This window comes from Paractinoplanes maris, from assembly GCF_023544465.1.
In the GTDB taxonomy this organism is placed as follows: Bacteria; Actinomycetota; Actinomycetes; order Mycobacteriales; family Micromonosporaceae; genus Actinoplanes; species Actinoplanes maris.
The window spans coordinates 311,103-329,702 of the sequence record NZ_JALPVL010000010.1 but is presented as its reverse complement, the minus strand read 5'-3'; the positions used below and the strand labels follow the sequence as shown (position 1 = coordinate 329,702).

At 72.3% G+C, this 18,600-nt stretch carries 23 protein-coding genes; 8 read left to right on the top strand and 15 right to left on the bottom strand.

Annotated elements, in window-relative coordinates; genetic code table 11:
* Positions 1-131 precede the first annotated feature (131 nt).
* Positions 132-872: a phosphotransferase gene (locus NAG42_RS29055; RefSeq protein ID WP_250035012.1), complete on the bottom strand. Its 741-nt coding sequence runs from the start codon at positions 870-872 to the stop codon at positions 132-134.
* Positions 873-874: 2 nt separating this feature from the next.
* Complete coding sequence (locus tag NAG42_RS29050) at positions 875-1,606, bottom strand: siderophore-interacting protein (protein WP_250035011.1); 732 nt, start codon at positions 1,604-1,606, stop codon at positions 875-877.
* Between the two features lie 73 nt (positions 1,607-1,679).
* Between NAG42_RS29050 and NAG42_RS29045 the strand changes: the two genes are divergently transcribed.
* A complete protein-coding gene (locus NAG42_RS29045) occupies positions 1,680-2,219 on the top strand; it encodes a carboxymuconolactone decarboxylase family protein (RefSeq protein ID WP_250035009.1) in 540 nt (179 codons plus the stop codon).
* A 7-nt stretch (positions 2,220-2,226) separates the two neighbouring features.
* Here the strand turns inward: NAG42_RS29045 and NAG42_RS29040 are convergent, their stop codons facing one another.
* Positions 2,227-3,117: a GNAT family N-acetyltransferase gene (locus NAG42_RS29040; RefSeq protein ID WP_250035007.1), complete on the bottom strand. Its 891-nt coding sequence runs from the start codon at positions 3,115-3,117 to the stop codon at positions 2,227-2,229.
* A gap of 52 nt (positions 3,118-3,169) precedes the next feature.
* Positions 3,170-3,754, bottom strand: coding sequence for a TetR/AcrR family transcriptional regulator (locus NAG42_RS29035; protein WP_250035005.1), 585 nt, complete (start codon positions 3,752-3,754; stop codon positions 3,170-3,172).
* A gap of 77 nt (positions 3,755-3,831) precedes the next feature.
* Here NAG42_RS29035 and NAG42_RS29030 point away from each other — a divergent pair, with 77 nt between their 5' ends.
* Positions 3,832-4,464 carry an NAD(P)-dependent oxidoreductase gene (locus NAG42_RS29030; RefSeq protein WP_250035002.1) on the top strand — a complete coding sequence of 211 codons (633 nt, stop codon included), beginning with the start codon at positions 3,832-3,834 and terminating at the stop codon, positions 4,462-4,464.
* A gap of 30 nt (positions 4,465-4,494) precedes the next feature.
* Here NAG42_RS29030 and NAG42_RS29025 read toward each other — a convergent pair whose 3' ends face one another.
* Positions 4,495-5,634, bottom strand: a complete 1,140-nt coding sequence (locus NAG42_RS29025) for a sensor domain-containing diguanylate cyclase (protein ID WP_250035000.1) — start codon at positions 5,632-5,634, stop codon at positions 4,495-4,497.
* A gap of 139 nt (positions 5,635-5,773) precedes the next feature.
* On the opposite strand from NAG42_RS29025, the gene NAG42_RS29020 reads away from it, so the two are divergent.
* Positions 5,774-7,669: a Na+/H+ antiporter NhaA gene (locus tag NAG42_RS29020; protein WP_250034998.1), complete on the top strand. Its 1,896-nt coding sequence runs from the start codon at positions 5,774-5,776 to the stop codon at positions 7,667-7,669.
* Here NAG42_RS29020 and NAG42_RS29015 read toward each other — a convergent pair whose 3' ends face one another.
* Positions 7,670-7,912, bottom strand: a complete 243-nt coding sequence (locus tag NAG42_RS29015) for a hypothetical protein (protein WP_250034996.1) — start codon at positions 7,910-7,912, stop codon at positions 7,670-7,672.
* Between the two features lie 150 nt (positions 7,913-8,062).
* Between NAG42_RS29015 and NAG42_RS29010 the strand changes: the two genes are divergently transcribed.
* Together NAG42_RS29010 and NAG42_RS29005 are read left to right on the top strand one after the other, a co-directional pair.
* Positions 8,063-9,622: an MFS transporter gene (locus tag NAG42_RS29010; RefSeq protein ID WP_250034993.1), complete on the top strand. Its 1,560-nt coding sequence runs from the start codon at positions 8,063-8,065 to the stop codon at positions 9,620-9,622.
* 83 nt (positions 9,623-9,705) lie between these two features.
* Positions 9,706-10,197 carry an anthrone oxygenase family protein gene (locus NAG42_RS29005; protein WP_250034991.1) on the top strand — a complete coding sequence of 164 codons (492 nt, stop codon included), beginning with the start codon at positions 9,706-9,708 and terminating at the stop codon, positions 10,195-10,197.
* On the opposite strand, the gene NAG42_RS29000 is transcribed toward NAG42_RS29005, so the two are convergent.
* From NAG42_RS29000 to NAG42_RS28980, 5 genes are all read right to left on the bottom strand, one after another.
* Positions 10,194-10,829: a response regulator gene (locus NAG42_RS29000; protein WP_250034989.1), complete on the bottom strand. Its 636-nt coding sequence runs from the start codon at positions 10,827-10,829 to the stop codon at positions 10,194-10,196. The genes NAG42_RS29005 and NAG42_RS29000 overlap by 4 nt on opposite strands.
* Complete coding sequence (locus NAG42_RS28995; protein WP_250034987.1) at positions 10,822-11,574, bottom strand: sensor histidine kinase; 753 nt, start codon at positions 11,572-11,574, stop codon at positions 10,822-10,824. The genes NAG42_RS29000 and NAG42_RS28995 overlap by 8 nt, the downstream gene beginning before the upstream one ends.
* Positions 11,574-11,990: a hypothetical protein gene (locus NAG42_RS28990; RefSeq protein WP_250034984.1), complete on the bottom strand. Its 417-nt coding sequence runs from the start codon at positions 11,988-11,990 to the stop codon at positions 11,574-11,576. Before NAG42_RS28990 ends, NAG42_RS28995 begins: the two co-directional genes overlap by 1 nt.
* On the bottom strand, positions 11,980-12,351 hold the full coding sequence (locus NAG42_RS28985) for a hypothetical protein (protein ID WP_250034982.1): 372 nt from the start codon (positions 12,349-12,351) through the stop codon (positions 11,980-11,982). The genes NAG42_RS28990 and NAG42_RS28985 overlap by 11 nt, the downstream gene beginning before the upstream one ends.
* Before the next feature lie 68 nt (positions 12,352-12,419).
* The gene (locus NAG42_RS28980; protein ID WP_250034981.1) at positions 12,420-13,835 is read right to left on the bottom strand and encodes a pyridoxal phosphate-dependent decarboxylase family protein; all 1,416 of its coding nucleotides are present in this window, start codon (positions 13,833-13,835) and stop codon (positions 12,420-12,422) included.
* Between the two features lie 103 nt (positions 13,836-13,938).
* Here NAG42_RS28980 and NAG42_RS28975 point away from each other — a divergent pair, with 103 nt between their 5' ends.
* Positions 13,939-14,745 (top strand): hypothetical protein, encoded by an 807-nt coding sequence (locus tag NAG42_RS28975; protein ID WP_250034980.1) that lies wholly within the window; start codon positions 13,939-13,941, stop codon positions 14,743-14,745.
* A 5-nt stretch (positions 14,746-14,750) separates the two neighbouring features.
* Positions 14,751-15,122, top strand: a complete 372-nt coding sequence (locus tag NAG42_RS28970) for a GntR family transcriptional regulator (RefSeq protein WP_250034979.1) — start codon at positions 14,751-14,753, stop codon at positions 15,120-15,122.
* 80 nt (positions 15,123-15,202) lie between these two features.
* Here the strand turns inward: NAG42_RS28970 and NAG42_RS28965 are convergent, their stop codons facing one another.
* On the bottom strand, positions 15,203-15,679 hold the full coding sequence (locus tag NAG42_RS28965; protein WP_250034978.1) for a hypothetical protein: 477 nt from the start codon (positions 15,677-15,679) through the stop codon (positions 15,203-15,205).
* Between the two features lie 22 nt (positions 15,680-15,701).
* A complete protein-coding gene (locus NAG42_RS28960) occupies positions 15,702-16,706 on the bottom strand; it encodes an MsnO8 family LLM class oxidoreductase (RefSeq protein ID WP_250034977.1) in 1,005 nt (334 codons plus the stop codon).
* A gap of 231 nt (positions 16,707-16,937) precedes the next feature.
* Between NAG42_RS28960 and NAG42_RS28955 the strand changes: the two genes are divergently transcribed.
* Entirely contained in the window at positions 16,938-17,171 is a 234-nt protein-coding gene (locus tag NAG42_RS28955) for a hypothetical protein (RefSeq protein WP_250034976.1), read from the top strand.
* Positions 17,172-17,195: 24 nt separating this feature from the next.
* Here the strand turns inward: NAG42_RS28955 and NAG42_RS28950 are convergent, their stop codons facing one another.
* Together NAG42_RS28950 and NAG42_RS28945 are read right to left on the bottom strand one after the other, a co-directional pair.
* The gene (locus tag NAG42_RS28950) at positions 17,196-17,849 is read right to left on the bottom strand and encodes a DUF2278 family protein (RefSeq protein WP_250034975.1); all 654 of its coding nucleotides are present in this window, start codon (positions 17,847-17,849) and stop codon (positions 17,196-17,198) included.
* Positions 17,850-17,895: 46 nt separating this feature from the next.
* Positions 17,896-18,540, bottom strand: coding sequence for a GNAT family N-acetyltransferase (locus NAG42_RS28945; RefSeq protein WP_250034974.1), 645 nt, complete (start codon positions 18,538-18,540; stop codon positions 17,896-17,898).
* Positions 18,541-18,600 lie beyond the last annotated feature (60 nt).

Here is an 18,600-nt window from a genome sequence, read left to right as displayed (position 1 = left end):
CGGCCCGAGCGGCGGCTCAAAGCAGATCGTCGCGGCCTGAGCGGCGGCTCAAAGCAGATCGTCGCGGCCTGAGCGGCGGCTCACAGCAGATCGTCGCAGCCTGAGCGGCTGGTCCGCGCGAAGCGCTGGGCTCAGAGCAGATCGAGCAGCCGCCGGGCTTGCTCCTCCCCCACGCCCGGATGGTTGCGGGCGGCCGAGCGCCCACCCGGCCGGAGCAGCCAGAGCCAGAACATCGCCCACAGCCGCCGGGCCGCCGCCAACCGCTGTTCGTCGACGGCGAGCAACGCCCGGAGCGGCCCGGTGTCGACCTCCCGCCACGACCGGTGTTCCATCAGGATGGCCAGCTCGGTGGCGGGATCGGACGTGGTGGCGTCCTCGAAGTCGACGATGCGGACCCGGTGACCGTCCCACAGGTAGTTGTCGAGGTTCGGATCGCGGTGGCCGAGGACCGTCACGGCCGGCGGGCGCCGCAGCACCTCCGGGTCCGGGCCACGCCACCAGTCGCGGGCGGCGTCATGGGCCTCGGCGAGGATCCCGCCCGGCGGGCGCGGACCGTCGGTCAGCCGGCGGGCGAAGGCCAGATCGTCGCGCCACGGTTCGTCGTGCGACACCCTCCAGAGCTCCCCGATCGCCGCCGCCACCGGCGCGGTGGGCACGGTGGCGGTCAACGGAGCACCGGGGACGACCGACATGGTGACGGCCGGCGGTCTCGACGCAAGGTCCGCACTCACCGGCCGGGGCGCCAGACCCGGAGCGTCCCGATGGATCTGCTGGAGCACCGTCCACTCGCGGACGTGCTCGCCGCGGTCCCAGGACGTGTAGCGCTTGGTCAGGATGGCGCCGGCGAAGGTCAGGTCGTGGGTGTGGGGCACGGTCAGTCGCGGCCGGCGCCGAAGCCGGGACGGTCCGCGGCCCACTGCTGCTGGACGCGGATGGCGTGGCGCGACCAGCCGCGCTGCTCGATCAGGTGGCGCTGGAGCAGGCGGCACGTGTCGCTCTCGGCGGCGATGTAGGCCGCCCCACCGGTCGTGGGCAGCTCGAGATCCTGGACCGCGCGCAGCAGCACCGGCGACGCCACCGCCGAGGACCGGCCGCGATGCACCCACGGCAGCGGCGGCACGCCGTCGACGTCGGGCACCTCGTCCTCGGGCGACGAGGCCTCGAAGACGCCGTGCACCACAGCGGCGCCCCGAGAGGAGCGGTGCAGTGCCGCCCGCATGGCCAGCAGCGGCACGGCCCCGGTCTCGTCGCCGATGAAGAGGTGGAACTTGGCCGACTCGTCAACGGTGATCTTGGTGCGGGGTGGCTCGACGCCGATCCGGTCGTCCACCGCGACCCCGCGGGCCCAGGTGCAGCCCGGACCGCCCGCGTCGTGCAGGGCGACCCGCAGCACCAGCAGACCGGTGCGGGGATCGTGCCGCCAGATCGAATAGACCCGCCGGGCATAACCCTCGGCGCCGGGGATCCGCGCGACCACGTGGGCCCCGGGCCGCAGGCGCAGGTGGGGCACGTCGGGGCCGGTCAGCGAGATCTCGCGCATGTGCGGGGTCACGTCGTGTATCTCGCGCACCCGGGTGAGCAGGGCGGCACGCCGGGGATAGGTCACCGGGCGAGGCTACCGAACAGACTGGGCCGGATGGGGGTTCGTCCGAGCGGCAAGATCCTGCCAGGATGATCGGATGGCGCACATCGATCTGGGTCTTGATGAGACGGTCAATCCGGGGATCCGCGGGCTGCTGCGGTATCGGCCCGACACCGGCCGGCCGTTGATGGAGCTGGCCGAGGTGCTGCTGCGCGGGCCCAGCACGCTCGGGCGGGGCGAGCGGGAGCTCATCGCCGCGTACGTCTCCGGGTTGAACGACTGCACCTACTGCCGCAACTCGCACGGCGCGTTCGCGGCCGCCCAGCTGGATGACAAGACGCTCGTCGAGCAGGTGCGTGACGACCCGTCGGGAGCGGCCGTGCCCGGGAAGCTGGGGGCGCTGCTGGCGATCGCGGCGGCCACCCGGGTCAGCGGCCACGACGTGACGCCCGAGCTGATCGCGGCCGCGCGCGACGCCGGGGCGAGCGACGCCGAGATCCACGACACCGTGCTCATCGCGGCCGCGTTCAGCATGTTCAACCGCTACGTCGACGCGCTCGGCACCCTCGCGCCGAGCGACCCGGCACCGTACGAGGCAGCCGCTCCCCACGTGGTCGAGAACGGCTACCTCGCCTGACCGGCGTCTACGAAGCGACCACCCGCAGCGCGAAACGCTCGTAGCCGAGCCTCTCGAACGAGGCCACCATGGGCGCGTTCGTGCTGTCGGTGTCGGCGCGGATCGTGGTGGCGCCGGTGACGGCCAGGATCCAGGTGATCTCGGCGAGCAGGTCGTCGGCGTAACCGTGACCGCGGTGGGACGGCAGCACCCCCACGTAACCGACCACCGGGCCGCCGTCGTTGGCCGACGGCAAGGCGCAGCCGACGAGCGCGCCGGCCCGGTCGTAGGCGAGCCGCCACCAGTCGCGCGGGCCGCGCATCGACTTGTAGTCCTCGACGTCCTCGACGGCCTGGGCGCGGGCCCCGATCCGGGCCACACCGGCCCGGGTGGCCACGTCGAGGCTGCCGGCCGAGATCTGTTCGAAGGCGTCCACGAACGCCTCGTCGGACGCGGGCGCGAAGGTGAGCCGGGCCGAACGCCGCGGCCGGGGGCGGGCGCTCGTCCACTCGTACCGGAAACGCTCGGTCACGGTGGTGAGCCCGGCCTCGGCGGCCGCGGCCAGCCGGACGGCGATCTCGGGGTCGTCGCGATGGGCGGGCAGGGTGAAGAGGTGGTACTCGACGGGTGGCGGCACCTGCCGGATGAGCGCGGCCCACATCGGGACCGGGTCGGTGACGGCGGGCGCGGCCCACAGGCAGTCGAGCGCGAGCGGCCGCTCGCCGTCCGGGAAACCCCACCAGACGGCGAGGCCGGCCGGGGTGTCGCCGTCGAAGGCGAGCCAGGTCCACTCGCGACGGTAACCGCCGTCGCGCAGGTAGGCGACGAAGCGCTCGGGCGTCGTCGTGTTGACGGACGGTTCGGTCAGGCAGGTCAGGATCTCATCGAGGTCGGTCTCGACCATGGTGCGGTACAACAACGAAGCCTCCTGGGCACCGGTGAGCTGAACACGGCAGTCCCTCCTTTCTTCGTCACGGGTTGATTCCCGAGGTCAGAGTATGGACCAACGCGGCCGCAAAGACATCGAGATCTGTCGTCTCCTCGGTGAAGTGGCCGAGGAACGCGCGATGCTGGCAGGCGCCCAGCAGCATGGTCGCCGCGGCCATGGCGTCGACGTCCGGGTTGAGCCGGCCGAACTGCTGCTCCGCTTCGAGGTAGGCGCCCAGCGCCTGCCCGGGGACCTGTGGCCCGGCGCCGCGCTCGCGCAGCACCCTGCGGTGCGCGGCGAGCAGGGCGGGCTCGGAAAAGAGCGAGGCGGCCATCGGGAACGCCTGGTCGTAGAAGTCGGCGGCGGCGAGCACCACCTCGCGCAGCACCGTCTCCACCGGCTCGCGGCCGGCCCGCCCGGGCAGTCCGGCGAGGACCGTGACGAGCGTCGTCGGGCCGCGTTCGCCGAGCACCGCGAGAAAGATGTCGGTCTTGTCGCGGAAGTGCTTGTAGAGCGCAGCCTCGGACAGACCGGCCGCCCGGGCGATCTCCTTGGTGGTCGCCCGGGCCAGACCGCGGTCGCGGATGACCTCGGCGGCGGCGGTGACGATGCGGTCGCGGGTGCTCAATCCGGCTCCTTGACAACTAAGTGAGTACTCACTGACCATAGCGGTTAGTAAGTGCTTACCAACCACGAGGGAGAACTATGAGACTCACTGTTTTCGGGGCCTCCGGCGGCACGGGTACGCAGGTGGTGCGGCAGGCATGCGCCGGCGGGCACGAGGTGACGGCCGTCGTCCGCGACCCCGCCCGGCTGACGTTCGAGGCGCCGGAACTGCGTATCGTCCAGGCCGACGTCCGGGACCCGGCGGTCCTCGGTCCGGCGGTGGCCGGTCGCGACGCGGTGATCTCGGCGATCGGGCCGCGTGGCCGGGGCCCGACGACCGTGTGCGCCGACAGCGCCCGGGCGATCGTCGCGGCCATGCAGCAACAGGGCATCCGCCGGCTGGCGGTGGTCAGCAACAGCGGCATGCACATCGACGACCAGGACGGCTGGTTCGTCCGCTCGGCGGTCAAGCCGCTGGTCGGCCGGGTGTTCAGACACGCCTACGCCGACATGGGCCGCATGGAGGAGGTTGTGCGCGCCACCGATCTGGACTGGACGATCGTGTGCCCGCCCCGGCTCACCGACGCCGGGCACACCGGCCGCTACCGTACGGCGATCAACCAGAACGTGGCCGGCGGCCGTCTCATCCCGCGCGCCGACCTGGCCGAGGAGCTCCTGCGCTGCCTGACCGAGGATCGCACGGTCCGGGCGTCGGTCTCGGTCGCGCGTTAGGCACCATCGGAGCGGGTGATCATGCCGGAGCTAGGCCACCCAGGGGCGCTTGGCCCGGTGGCGCTGCTTCGTCCGGTACATGTCGGCGTCGGCCGCCGAGGCCAGCTGGGCGAAATCGGTGCAGCATTCGCCGTACGCGTGACCGATGCTCGCACCGACCTTGCACGGACCGCTGCGGGTCTGGACCGGATCGGCCAGCGCGAGGTGGATCCGCTCGGCGGTGTCGCGCAGCATCCCGTCGACGCCCTCGCCGGTCGCCACGATCACGAACTCGTCGCCCCCCGTGCGGGCCAGCAGGTCGGTCGGCCGCACCAGCGCCGCCATCCGGCCGGCCACGGTGCGCAACACCTCGTCGCCGGCGTCGTGGCCGCCCACGTCGTTGACCGACTTGAAGTCGTCGAGGTCGATCACCATCACGCCGACCTCACCCTCGGAGCGCCCGGCCAGCTCGTCGGTGAACGCGCGCAGCAGCGTCCGGTTGGCCAGCCCGGTCAACGGGTCGTGGGTCGCCGCGTGGTGCAGGCGGGCGCGGCTCTCGGCGAGCTCGTGATGCAGCTTGGCGTGGTGCACGGCCATCGACGCGTGCTGGGCGAACAGCTCGAGCATCTCGCGCTGCACCGGGCCCGGCCGGCGTCCGTCGCGGGGCAGGTCGACGCTCAGTATCCCGACCAGCTCCCCCATCGGCGAGGTGAGCGGGGCGAACAACATGTCCTCGGGGTGCCAGCCGCCCGGGTCGCCGGGCACCGGCAACGTGTCCGACGTCCAGGTGATCATCGCGTCGGGCATGTCGTTGTTGTGGTCGACGAAATACAGCGCGCCCCACAGCTCGGCCTTGGCGAACAACTCGTCCCAGTTCGCCGTGGTCGTCGTGGTGCCCAGCAGCGAACCGCGGATCTCCTCGGTGCCCTCGACCGACACGACCGCGAAGTCGCCGCCGGGCTGGAGCACGTTGACCACCGCGACCTCGAACCCGGAGGCCCGGGTGACCCCGTGCACCACCGCGTCCATCGTCGCGGTCAGGTCGAGGCTGGCGTGCACCGCCTTGCTGACCTCGTGCAGGGTCCGCAGCCCGTCGAGTTGCGCCAGCGCGTCCGAGTGCAGGCTGCGCAGGCCGTCGAGCTCGGCGAGGGCTTCGGACAGCTGCGACGAAAGATCCTCGTTGCTGGTCAACCCGCCTCCTGAACCACGGCCCCGATCTGAGATCTTATCCAGACGACATCCCGGGGCGGAGGTCATCCGTCCCAGGGCTTGAATAGGCGCTGGTCACAGTCTGTGGCAAGGCGGCCTACGGCATGCTTGGGTGTGTTCCGTGAGTGACGCCCCCGAGCTCAGCGCCGAAGCCGGCACGACCACCCGATGGTCGCGCCGCGTCGCGACGCCGTTACGCGACTTCCTGAGCACCGAGGCGGGCAGTGCCGCGGTGCTGGTGACGACCATCATCGCCGCGCTGATCTGGGCCAACACGGCCGACGGCAGCTACGAGTCGTTCTGGCACACCGAGCTGAGCATCCATTTCGGCGGCCAGGGCATCGAGCTCGACTTGCGGGAATGGGTCAACAGCGGCCTCATGACGCTGTTCTTCCTGGTGGTCGGTCTGGAGGCGCGGCGCGAGTTCGACCTCGGCGACCTGCGCGACCGGCGGCGGTTCGTGCTGCCCGCCCTGGCCGGCATCGTCGGCATGGCGTTGCCGATCAGCATCTTCCTGCTGGTCAACCAGGGCGGCCCGGGCGCGGCGGGCTGGGGCGCGGCGATGTCGACCGACACGGCGCTGGCCCTGGGCCTGCTCGCGCTGGTCGGTCGCAACATCCCGGTGCAGGCCCGGCTGTTCCTGGTCACCGTGTCGGTGGTCGACGACGTGGTCGCGCTGATCGTGATCGCGGTGGCGTACTCCGACGACATCCGGGTCATGCCGCTGATCATCGCGATCGGAGCCTTCCTGCTCACGCTGGTGATGGTGCGGGCCGGGGTCCGCAGCGGGTTCATCTATCTGCCGGTCTGCCTGGTCGTCTGGGGGGCGACGCTGGAGAGCGGGATCGACCCGGTGGTGTCGGGCCTGGCGATCGGGCTGGCCGCCGCGGCGTACACGCCCGGCCGCGGCGACCTCGAGCAGGCCAGCGACCTGTTCCGCTCGTTCCGCGAGCAGCCGACCCCCGAGCTCGCCCGGTTCGCCCGGATGGGCCTGCTGCGGTCGCTGTCGCCCAACGACCGCCTGACCCGCACCTGGTCGGGGGTGTCGAGCTATCTGATCGTGCCGCTTTTCGGCCTGGCCAACGCGGGCATCGCGATCGACGGGGGCTTCCTGGGCGAGGCGCTGATGTCGCCGGTCACGGTCGGTGTCTTCCTGGCCTACGTCGTCGGTAAGCCGGTCGCCATCACCGGGGTCTCGGCCCTGGTCACGTGGCTGAGCGGGGGCCGCATCCGCCCGGCGGCCGGCTGGGCGTCGGTGCTGGGCACCGGGACCATCGCCGGCATGGGCTTCACCGTGTCCTTCCTGATCGCCAACCTGGCCTTCGAGGAGCCGGAGCTCTCCGAGGCCAAGCTGGGCCTGCTGCTGGCCATCCCGGCCGCGTCCCTGATCACGTGGACCGTCTTCTTCGTGACCAGCCGGCTGCCGAAGCCGCGCAAGGCGGTCGCGCTGCTGGGCGACGTCGAGGAGCTGATCGACCTGATCCCCGACGTCGACCCGGAGCGTGACCACGTGCGCGGCCCGGCCGAGGCGTCGGTCACCGTGGTGGAGTACGGCGACTTCCAGTGCCCCTACTGCGGCCGGGCCGAGCCCGTGGTACGCGAGCTGCTGACCGACGACGACCTGCGGTACGTCTGGCGCCATCTGCCGCTGACCGACGTGCACCCGCAGGCTCAGCTGGCGGCGCAGGCCGCCGAGGCGGCCGGCCTGCAGGGCAAGTTCTGGGAGATGCACGACCGCATGTTCACCCAGCAGGACCACCTGCGCATCGCCGACCTGCTGACGTACGCGGGCGAGCTCGGCATCGACCAGGACCGGTTCCACGACGACCTGATGCAGCCGACCTGCAAGGAGCGCATCACCGCCGACCTGGAGTCGGCCGACCTGAGCGGCGTCTCCGGCACACCGACGTTCTTCATCAACGGCCGCCGTCACTACGGCGCCTACGACGTCCAGACGTTGAAGGAGGCCATCCGCGTCGCCCGGGTCCGGGCCAAGATCGCCGCCAAGAGGCACTGATCAGGGCGCGGTCAGCGGGCGGACGTCGACGGTCGGCAGGTGCGCCAGCTCGCGGTCGACCATCTCGGCGAAGTCCGGCGTGTAAAGCACCCGCGCGGTCGCCCAGATCGGCCGGAACTCGGTCGTCGCGACATCCGCACTCTGCCTCGTCGCTTCCCGGCTCTGACGGGCGACGGCGCTGCCCTGCCAGAGACTGAGACCCAAGGCCGCGAACGCCGCCACGAGCGTGATCGTCTGAACCACCGCTGAACCTGCCAAGGCGTCCTCCCGGCCGACCGTGATGCCCAGGTTCACCGTCTTCGAGAAGTCAGGCCGGGCACCTCCCAGTCTGGCTACCGAGCGCAACCAGTCCATGCCAGTTGATACGTGCGTCCGGCTCCTAGAGTCGTGGACGTGTCACGGGGAGCCGAGGAACGGGAACGGCGCACGCTGCTGTCGGCGGCGCTGGCCAACGGACCGCGCGAACTGCTCGACTTCCTGCTGCCGTTGTGGGCCGGGGCGGCCCTGGGCGCGAGCGCGACACAGGTCGGGGTGCTGGTGGCGGTCGAGCTGGCCGTCTCGGTGGCGGCGCGGCCGGTGGCCGGGTGGCTGGCCGACGTCCGGGACCGGCGGCGGGTCGCGGCCATCGGGGCTCTGCTCTCTGCGGTCTCCTGTCTCGGCTATGCCTTCGCGGCGGATCTGGCGGTCGCCTTCGGTGCGGCGGCGGTGGGCGGCATCGGCGGGGCGTTGCTCTGGGTTTCCGTACGCGCCATGGCCGGCGAGCGGCTGGCCGAGGACAGTGCGGTCTTTCCCAAGCTGACCGCGGCCGAGGAGAACGGGGCGTGGATCGCCTTCCTGGCCGGTTTCACGGTGCTCGGCGCGGCGGGCTATCGCGCTGTCTTCGCCGGCTGTGCCCTGGCCTGCCTGATCGCGGCCGGTGCGCTCCTGAGTGCTCCGGTCCGGGCGGTCCCACCGGCGCCACCCCGGCCCGGCAGCACCCTGCGGCGGCTGCGGCCGATGCTGCTCGCCGTAGTCCTCACCATGACCGCCGAGGCCGCGGTGGCGCTGCTGCTCCTGCTGCACCTGCAGCGGCGGTTCGAGCTGGAGATCGTCGAGATCGCGTACGTCTTCCTGCCCGGCGCCATAGCGATGGCGCTGCTGCCGACGTGGTTGCACCGCTTCGTACTGCGCCACGGCCGGACGCGGGTGCTGGCCGTCGCGTCGGTGTCGTCGGCTCTGTTCGCGGCCGGGCTCGCCTGGGCTCCCGACCCGTGGGTGATCGCCGCGCTGTGGATCCTGAGCGGTGTGGCTTGGGCCGCCGTCATCCCGATCCAGCAAGCGGTGATCGCCGAGGCGTCGGGCGCGCAGGTCGGCCGGGGCATGGGCGCCTACGAGGCCGCCGTGCTGCTCGGCGGCCTGATCGGCTCGCTGTCCGCCGGCTTCCTCTACGACGCCGCCCCGTGGGCCCTGGCCTGCCTCTTGTCCGCGACCGTCATCCTTTCCGGCGCCGTGCTCGTGCCATGGTCCCTCCGAGCCGTGGGCGTGCCGGACTTCCCGGCCGGACCCGCACCGACCGCCGACCCCGCGCCCTCATCGGCCCCCGGCCCCGCTGCCGCGCCCGAAGCAAGCCGGCCACCGGGGCCTGATTCGGCGCCGGACGCAAGCCGGCCACCGGGGCCTGATTCGGCGCCGACGCCGGGATCGGGCCGGTCGCCCTATCGCAAGCTGGGCGAGCACGCCGCCCTCTACACCGCGGCTCAGATCGTGCTGCTCGTCCTCGCGGAGTCGTGGCTGCTCGACCTGGCCCGTGGCAGCGCCGGCGCCTGGAACGGCACCCGCGAGGGCGGCACGTCCTTCCTGTACGGCGCCGGTCGCGTCTGGACGTTCATCATCCTCATCGACGTCGCCTGGACGGTGGTCGTCGCCCGCCGCGCCAGGCGGGCGGGCAGCGGCCATCCGCGTGCCGAGGACTGACAGTCGTCCGGTTGCGACTCTCACGCATGAGGCGTGGACGCTCGACGATGGAGGCCCGCTCCCGCCCCCGGTTGACTGGGAGCATGTTCGCTTTGAGGGTGACCGCGCTGATCGCGGCGACCATGACCACCGGCCTGATGGCGGGCGTCTTCGGGCTCTACCAGCACACCGTGATGGTCGGCCTGGGTGGCACCGGCGACCGGACGTTCATCGGCGCCTTCCAGGCCCTGGACCGGGCCATCCTGAATCCCTGGTTCCTGCTCAGCTTCGTCGGCGCGCTGCTCTTCACGGCCGTGTCGGCGTTCCTCAACCCGGGCCGGGCCATCCTGCCCTGGGTGCTGGCCGCGCTCGTCCTCTACGTCGTCGTCTTCGGCGTCACCATCGCCGTCAACGTGCCGCTCAACGACGCGCTCAAGGCCGCCGGCGACCCCGCCGGCCTGGCCGACCCGGCCGCCGTCCGCGCCGCCTTCGACGAGGCCCGCTGGACCGCCTGGAACCTCGTCCGCACGCTGGCCACCACCGCCGCCTTCGGCTGCCTGTGCTGGGCCCTGGTCGCCCGCGGCCGGCTCGGTTAGATCCCGGCGTCGCGGGCGCGGGCGATCGCCTCGGCCCGGCTGCCCACGTGGAGCTTGCCGAAGACGTTGCTCACGTAGTTCCGGACGGTCTTCGCGCTCAACCGCAACTCGCCCGCGATGACGTCGTTCGGCAGGCCGCGGGACATCAGCTGCAGGACGTTGCGCTCGCTGGCCGTCAGCGCCGGGAACGGGTCGGCGGGCGGCCGCCCGGCGAAGAAGGCCACGATCCGCGAGGCGATGGCCGCGCTGAAGATCGCCTCGCCGTGGCCGACGGCCAGGATGGCCCGGGTCATCTCCTCGTCGTCGGTGTCCTTGAGGACGTAGCCGCGGGCACCCGCCCGCAGCGCCGCGAAGACCGAGTCGTCGTCCTCGAACATCGTCACCACCAGGATGTGCGGGGGATGCTCGGCCCCGGCCAGCCGCCGGATCGCCGTCAGCCCGTCCCCGCCCGGCATGTGCAGGTCCATCAGCACCAGTTGCGGTCTCAGCGCCGAGGCCAGCTCCACCGCAGCCCGGCCGTCGACGGCCTCGCCGACCACCGTCACCCCGGTCATCGTGGACAGCAGCGCCCGCAGACCTTTGCGGAACAGGGGATGGTCGTCGGCCAGCAGCACCGTGATCGGCTCAGTCATGACTCCCCAACGCGAAAGTGGCGGCGATCCGCGTCCCGCCGCCGGGCGCCTCGCCGACGGTCAGCGTGCCACCCAGCTCGCCGGCGCGCTCACGCATCGACCGATGGCCCACGCCGGCCAGATAACCGGGCGGCAGCCCTCGCCCGTCGTCGGTGACGGTCAGGGTCACGTCGCCCGCCGTCACGGTCAGCTCGACCGCGCACTTCGAGCCGTCAGCGTGCCGGGCCGCGTTGTGCAACGCCTCGGCCGCGATGCGGTACACCGCGACCTCCACCGCGGCCGGCAGCTCGGGCATCGGCTCGGGCGCGGACACCGTACGGGAAAGCCCGTCGCCCGACCGCAGCCCGCGCAACGCCTCCACGAGGCCCAGCTCGTCGAGCATCGGCGGCCGCAACTCGTAGACCAGGCGCCGGATGTCGGCCGTGGCCTGGCGTACGTCGGTCCGCAGCTCCCCGGCCAGCTCGGCCGCCGCCGCCGGGTCGTCCCGCAGGATCCGCTGCAGCACGCCCAGCCGCAGCCCCAACGAGGCCAGCGTCGGCCCCAGCCCGTCGTGCAGGTCGCGGCGGATCCGCAGCCGCTCCTCCTCGCGCGCGGCCACCAGCCTCTCGCGCGAGGACGCCGCGTGCAGCGTCATCGCCACCTGCCGGCCCAGGTCCTCGAGCAGCCGCAGGTCCGCCGCCGACAGCCGGTCCCGCCGGCGGCGCGAGCTCACCCGCAGCGTCCCCAGCCGCAGCTCCTGATACATCAGCGGATCTCCACCATCGTCGCGCCGTCCGGGACCGACCCGTACGAGGTGACGACCCGCCCGTCCGACTCGATCTGGACGTACGGCAGGGCCATCGTCGAGGCCAGTGCCGCCGCCACCGACGGGAGCAGCTGCCGCGACACGTGACCGGCCACCTCGTACGCGTTGTCCCGCTGCCCGAACGCGAGCTGATGCACCCCGCGGTCGAGGTGGGCCGACACCGGCGCCCAGGTGAGGGCCACGACGGCGAACGCGATGGCGTGCGACCACCACGGGATCTCGTCGAGCGACCCGATCGGCCGGTCCGGGAACGTGGCCACCACGGCCACCAGCCCGGCCACCACGAGGGCGTACCAGAGCAGCAGGAACGGCAGGAGCACCTGATAGAGGCGGCGGCCGGCCCCGTCAGACCGCACTGACGACCCGCTCGCGCCACAGGCAGAACGAGATGACCACGACGTGGTGCACGAGCATGACCGACGCGAACAGCAACTCGGCGCTGGTCCGGTCGAACAGCAGCGAGGTCACCGCCTGCACGATCCAGAACGCGTTCACCGCGATCAGCAGCACCGCGCCCCACTTCTGCAGGCGCCAGGCCCCGTACGCGGCCACCAGCGCCAGCACGTCGGAGGTGAAACTGCCCAGCACGAGCCCGAACGGTGCCTCGCTGTCGCGCGCGCCGAGCACCAGGTTGGGCAGGTCGAACAGCACGATGCCGATGATCGCCACCAGCACCGACAGTGCGGCCGCGATCCGCAGCGCGGTCGAGCGGGTCATGCGTCCCATGAGAAGCCCTCCAGGTCGATGATGTCGAGGGCCACGCTAGGAACCGGCCGTCCCACCGGTCACGATGCGCGTGTCCCGACCTCCTGGGACAACTCGTGGGCAAGCTCCAGCACGACGTCGGCGAACAGGTCGATGTCGGCCTCGGTGGTGCGCCAGTTGACGATCGCCGGGCGCAGCGCCACCTTCCCGTCGTAGACGGTGGTGCCGGCATAGACGCGACCGTCGGCCAGCAGCGCCGCGCCCAGCCGGCGGTTGAAGTCGTCGAGGTCGGCGACGCCGGGCGGGTTCGCCCGGAAGCAGACGATGCAGAGCGGCACGTCGGCCAGGCGCTCCAATCCGGGCGCCGCGTCGACCCGGGCCGCGAGGTGCTGGGCCAGGTCGAGGTGGCGCTCGACCATCTCGCGGTGCCCTTGTTTCCCGTACGCGGCCAGGGTCGCCCAGATCGGCAGCGAGCGCGCCCGGCGCGACGACTCCGGCCCGTAGAGCGCGTAGCCGCTGCCCGGGTCGCCCGGCCCGGGCAGGTAGGCCGCTCCCGGCATCCCGAACGCTGCCCCCAGCCGCGCCTGATCCCGGACCAGGGCGAAACCGCTCTCGTAGGGCACATTGAGCCACTTGTGGGCGTCGGCCGCGATCGAGTCGGCCCGGTCGATCCCGTGCACAAGCCTTTCCGTACGCGGGGAAAGCGCCGCGAAAAGCCCGAACGCACCGTCCACGTGGAGCCAGCAACCGAACTCCGACGCCAGGTCGGCCAGCTCGGCCACCGGATCGAAGTCGCCCGCGTTCACCTCCCCCGCGTTGGCGATGATGACCGCCGGCGCCCCCTTGAGCGACTGGAGATGCCGCCGCATCAGCCCGAGGTCCACCCGCCCGGCCCCGTCACGCGCGCACACCGTCACCGAGTTGCGCCCGTGCCCCAGCATCTGCAGGGCCTTGCGGGCGCTCGCATGCACGTAGCCCGACGACAGCACCGGCATCCGCGGCAGCTCGGCCAGCCCGTCCTCGGCCGTGTCGACCCCGTTCTGGAACCCCCACCACTGCGTGGCGCACCCCAGCGAGGTGAAGTTGGCGAACGTCGCGCTGGCCACCAGCGCCCCACCCCACGACGAGGGCAGCCCGAACAACTCCCGCAGCCACCGCAGCGCCACCGTCTCCACCTCGTGCGCGAACGGCGACGAGACCTTCGAGAACGCGTTCTGATCGAGCAGCGCCGCCGTCCAGTCCGCGGCCAGCGCCGCCGGCGTCACTCCCCCGGTGACGAAGTGGAAGAACCGCGGCCCCGAGGACGCTGTCCCCGCGGCCGTGCCCACCCGCAGCAGCCGCTCGATCACCTCGCCCGGCGCACTGCCGGACTCCGGCAACGGCCCACCCAGCTCGGCCAGCAGCGACAGCGCATCGCGGTCCTGCACCGGCCGCGCCGCCAGCGACGCGAGATAGGGCCCCGCGGCCGCGTGAACCTGCCCCAGAAGATCCGACATGCCAGCAGACTACGGCGCCGCCGGGGCCGGGCCACCCTTGCCTTGTCGCAAGTCTTGTCGCAACATGGTGAGACAACACTCGCGACAAGTCGGGGAGGCTGCCATGCCGAGGGTGCGTCCGACGGAACTCGAGATAGCCCGATTGTGGCTGGCCGCACGCGGACTGGCCGACGTCACGCCGCTACCGATGCTGGCGGCGCGCCTGGCGGTCCGGCGACGGGCGCGGGTCGCCGCCGCGATCCTGCCGGCCGTGTTCCTCTGCGCGACTGCCCTGGTCTACGTCTCCGCCTTGCCGATCCGTCCCGCGGATGACGGGTTCGGGACGCAGCGGCGCTGGGCGCTGGTGGTGCTGACAGCGCTCGTGGCCGGGTTGGTGCTGGGCCTGTCGCTGCTCGACCGGTGGGTGCGGCGGGTCGATCAGCAGGCCGGCGCGGAGTTGCCGCGACGGGCGACCTACTCCGTCCGGCCCGGCTGGCGAACCGTGCTGGGCGTGCCGCGGGCCGCGTTGCTGGCGATGACGTACGCGGGTGCGGCTGTGCTGGCGATCGCGGCTCTGACCGTCCGAGAGGGCGCCGCCCGGTACGCGGCGGTCATCCTGCTGATCGGGCTGTGCGGGGTCGCGGCCGGTACGGCCGTCCAACTCCGCCACGTGCTCACCCACCCGGTGGTGGCCGACGACGAGGGCTCACTGAGGGCCGACTTCCTCATGCGCGTCGAGGACGCCCGCGAGGTAGCCCTGCCGACCGTCGTGTGGTCACTGCCGGTCGTGTCGGTGTTCGACACCGGGCTCGATCGGTGGAACACGGGCTGGCTCGTCTTCATCGTTCTGAGTGTCATCGCGCTCGGGCTGATCACGGTCTGGGACGGGCGGAGAGCTCTGGCTGCCCAGCGCGGATCCAGCGCCCGGTGAGCCGCATGATCGTCATCGACTCGGCCTCGCCCGTCCCACCGTTCGAGCAACTCCGCGCCCAGCTCGCCGCGCAGATCCAGGAACGCACGCTGGCCGTGGGGACCCGGCTGCCGACGATCCGCCGCCTGGCCGCGGACCTCGGCCTGGCGGTCAACACGGTCGGCCGGGCCTACCGCGAACTGGAGGAGGCGGGGCTGATCGAAACCCGGGGCTCGGCCGGCTCCTTCGTGTCCGCCGCCGGCGAGCTGGGACGCGAACGGGCCCGTCGCGCCGCCGCCGAGTACGCCGCCGTCATCGCCGCCCTCGGCATCGACCCCACCGAGGCCGTCCACATCGTCCAAGCGGCGCTGACCCCGGGCCTCCCCGAGGCAGGCTGAGCAGTCCAGCCGGCGCGAAGCGTCATGCCACTGGCCGTCAAAGCCATGGCTCAGCCGGTAGGTCCGGGTATGACTGGTGGTCAGGGCTCGAGCTCGTCCAGCTCCAGGACGCCGCCCGGTGAGTAGAAGTAGGCGCGTTTGCGCCGGGCCCAGTCCTCGATCGGCGGATCCTCGGAGTCCGACAACCACTCGCGCAGATGGGAGTGCTCGTCGGTGTAGCCGTTCGCGAGGAGCCACTCGAGCGTTTCACCCCGGCCGGCGCCGAAGATGGCCTGGGCGTCGAAGCAGACGCCCAGGTCCATGTCGCCGGTCCGGAACTTCGCCGCGTACAGGCGCGGTGCGTCGGCCGGGTCGCCGATCAGGAACAGCAGGAAGGCGGCCAGATAGATCTGCTCGAACTCGTCGTTCTCGCCGTGGTCGGGCCCCTCGCGCCAGGACCGTTCGCGGTCGAAGATCTCGCGGAGCATCGCGTGGGCGGGGCCGGGGTCCTCGACGTCGACCGCGCGGAGTGCTTCGCGGCGCGAGGCCGGAGTCGAAAGGTCCACGGGCTCGGGCATGGCCGCACAGTAGCCGCTGCGGTCACTGGTCCGCGGCCCGGCCGAACAATGCGGCCAGCGCCGCGTCCGAGGCGGCCAGGGCGGCCCGGTCGAAGGTGCTGCCCGCGGCGACCAGCTCGGCGGCTCCGGTGCGGTCGAGCAGCTCGGCCAGCCGGCGCTCGACCTGGGCGGGGGTGCCGGCGACGGCGGCCGCGGCGGTCTGCTCGAGATACTGCTGCTGGCGCGAGGTCCGGGTGGCGGCCCGGACGTCGGCCACCGGCTCCAAGGGCGGGAAGACCCCGGTCGTACGGCTCCGGGCCATCGCCCACGCCTCGGGGAGCAACAGGTCGGCGGCCTCGGCGGCGGTGTCGGCGACCAGCACGTCGAGGCTGACCGCCACCCACGGCTCGGGTTGCTGCCGCGACGGCCGGAAGGCGCGCCGGTAGCCGGCCAGCGCTTCCAGCCCGGGGGCCGGGTCGCCGCCGACGCCGAGGAGGGGGCCGCCCACGATCACCGGCAGCCCGAGCTCGGCCGCGAGCGCGAGCCCACTGCCGGTGGCCAGCACATACAACGGCACCGGGCCGTCCGGCCACGGGTGCAGGCCGACTTCCGCCGTCCCGTCGAGGAACCGGCGAAGCTCCCCCAGGTCGGCGGCGAAGTCATGGTCGGACTGCCGCAGAGCCCGGCGCACGGGCGCGGTGAAGCCGGGCGAGCGACCCAGCCCCAGATCCACCCGGCCGGGCGCGAAGGCCGACAGCGTGGCGAACTGCTCGGCCACCACCAGCGGCTGGTGGTGCGGCAGCATCACCCCGGCCGACCCGATCCGGATGGTCGCCGTCGCGCCGGCCACGGCCGCCAGCAGCACCGCCGGGGCCGCGCCGGCGATGCCGGGAACGCCGTGATGCTCGGCCACCCAGAACCGGTCGTACCCCAGCCGTTCCGCCCGCCCGGCGCGCGCGACCGTGCCGGTGAGCGCCGCCGATTCCGCTTCACCGGCCCGCGTACGCGACCGATCGAGCAGCGACACCCGCTCAGACTTGATCACCACAGGTGCAGCATCACCGGGCCGGACCTTGTTCCCCCGCTCGTTGAACACGGTTTCCCAGGCTCACCCGGGCAACCAGCCGTTCCGCCGAGGGGGTGACGTCCGGGCGGTAAGTGATAAAGGTGCTTTTGTGGTCGTTATCGTCGTGGCCCAGGGGCGTATGCCGGCGGAGGGGTGCCAGGTGCATTCCAGCGCGGGCCGGGCGCCCCAGTTCGCTATCGAGGAGCCGATGCTGTGACCACGACCGTGAAATCCGTCGACCTGCCCGACGGGACGACCGCCCATGACGAGACGCTCGACCGTTGGTACGTCAAGAAGCCGGCCGGCATGTTTCCCTGGCGGGCGGCGAACGGCGAGAAGCTGACCGATTTCGAGGTGGACAGCTTTCTGCGATCGGGTCGCATCAGCGTCACCCTGCCGGAATATGAATCGATGCCCGGCGCCCGATTCGATCTCGACCTCCTCTGAGCAGCGTGTCGTCGACCGGCGCCCTCAGGAGATCGGGTGGCCGTTGTCGTCGGTGGGGTCGTGCTGGGTGGAGAACTTGGAGATGAAGACGTCCAGTTTGCCGTCGGGGCGTTCGGTGGCGGTGGCACCGTCCTGCCAGATGCCGTTCTCGGGCCACCACGGGGAGCCGTCCGGGTCGCCCTGGTTCTGATGGATGTTGTGCAGGCCCAGACCCTGGTCGAAGGGCTCGCCGAAGACGAGGACGCGGCGGCCGGGCTGGAGCATGGGCTCGAGGGCCGTGGCGGCGTCGAGGTTGGAGCCGGTCGTCCAGGGGCGGCGCACGGTCCGGAGTCCGAGGAGGCGTCGCAGCGGTTCCGGCGGAAACAGGCAGCCGGGATTGTCGGCGAGCGACGGGTGGCGCAGGTAGTCCAGCGCGCCCGAGCCGGGCAGCCGGGCCAGCTCGTGGTAGCCCGGCGGCCGACCGGCGGCCGGGCCCAGGGCGGACGGCTCCAGGACGAAGGTCTTCCACTGCACGCCGGTGTCCGACTTCTTGCTGTCCACGTCCACCGCGCACCGGTAGCGGCCGGCCGGCGCGTCCACCTCGAGGTTGACGTGGAACCACCGGCCCTGGTTGTCGGGCCGGTCGCGGAAGCTGCGGTGCAGCACCCCGGCCAGCACGCCGTAGCGCTCGAAGGGCATGCCCGCAGTCAACCAGCCCCCGTCACACCGGAGCCAGTGCCCGGATTCACAGACCCAGCACCGGCTTGCACTCCGCGACGCCGGACAGCTCGATGTCGGTGCGGCGGCGGGCCGTCCAGGCGTCCCGGGTCAGGCGCCAGCGCTTGAGCTCGCCGGGCTCGCCGCGGCGGGTGGCCCAGTCGGCGCCGTTGGGGGCGTAGCCGAGGGCCTCGGACACCCGGTTGGACGCGTGGTTGTCGACGAAGGCGTCGCTGGTCGCCTCGCGCGCGGCGAAGCCCTCGAAGGCCAGGTGCAGGATCGCCGCCCGGGCCTCCCGGCCCAGCCCGCGGCCGCGCACGCCGGGCGCCAGCCACGAGAACGAGTGCACAGTGCCCAGCGCGGCGAAGTCGGTGCCGATCAGGTCCTGCATGCCGACCGGCTCGCCGTCGTCGCAGACCACGAAGTACAACCGCCAGAACGAGGCGTCGACCTTGGACCGGCCGGACCAGATGCGGCGCAGCCAGCTCCACTCCCGCTCCGGGCTGTCGGCGTAGAGCGACATCGGATCGTCGAACGGCGCCGGGCCGTCGCCGGTCACCACCCCGGCCCGCACGTGCGGAACGAGACGTTCGAGCAGATCGTCCGTGGCGGCGGCGAGCGTCAGGCGCGGCGTGCGGACCGCCAGGTTGAGCGGCGGGTAGGTGGACGGCATCGGCGCAACGTACACCCGCCTCTTTCGGGTTGTCTTGCCATTTGAGCGTGGACTATCGCT

What these genes read in the sequence shown, in the direction of transcription:
- NAG42_RS29045 (WP_250035009.1), top strand. Translation starts at nt 1,680, where the DNA reads ATGGCGCACATCGATCTGGGTCTTGATGAGACGGTCAATCCGGGGATC.
- NAG42_RS29030 (WP_250035002.1), top strand. Translation starts at nt 3,832, where the DNA reads ATGAGACTCACTGTTTTCGGGGCCTCCGGCGGCACGGGTACGCAGGTG.
- NAG42_RS29005 (WP_250034991.1), top strand. Translation starts at nt 9,706, where the DNA reads ATGTTCGCTTTGAGGGTGACCGCGCTGATCGCGGCGACCATGACCACC.
- NAG42_RS29000 (WP_250034989.1), bottom strand. Translation starts at nt 10,829, where the DNA reads ATGACTGAGCCGATCACGGTGCTGCTGGCCGACGACCATCCCCTGTTC.
- NAG42_RS28995 (WP_250034987.1), bottom strand. Translation starts at nt 11,574, where the DNA reads ATGTATCAGGAGCTGCGGCTGGGGACGCTGCGGGTGAGCTCGCGCCGC.
- NAG42_RS28985 (WP_250034982.1), bottom strand. Translation starts at nt 12,351, where the DNA reads ATGACCCGCTCGACCGCGCTGCGGATCGCGGCCGCACTGTCGGTGCTG.
- NAG42_RS28980 (WP_250034981.1), bottom strand. Translation starts at nt 13,835, where the DNA reads ATGTCGGATCTTCTGGGGCAGGTTCACGCGGCCGCGGGGCCCTATCTC.
- NAG42_RS28975 (WP_250034980.1), top strand. Translation starts at nt 13,939, where the DNA reads ATGCCGAGGGTGCGTCCGACGGAACTCGAGATAGCCCGATTGTGGCTG.
- NAG42_RS28970 (WP_250034979.1), top strand. Translation starts at nt 14,751, where the DNA reads ATGATCGTCATCGACTCGGCCTCGCCCGTCCCACCGTTCGAGCAACTC.
- NAG42_RS28965 (WP_250034978.1), bottom strand. Translation starts at nt 15,679, where the DNA reads ATGCCCGAGCCCGTGGACCTTTCGACTCCGGCCTCGCGCCGCGAAGCA.
- NAG42_RS28950 (WP_250034975.1), bottom strand. Translation starts at nt 17,849, where the DNA reads ATGCCCTTCGAGCGCTACGGCGTGCTGGCCGGGGTGCTGCACCGCAGC.
- NAG42_RS28945 (WP_250034974.1), bottom strand. Translation starts at nt 18,540, where the DNA reads ATGCCGTCCACCTACCCGCCGCTCAACCTGGCGGTCCGCACGCCGCGC.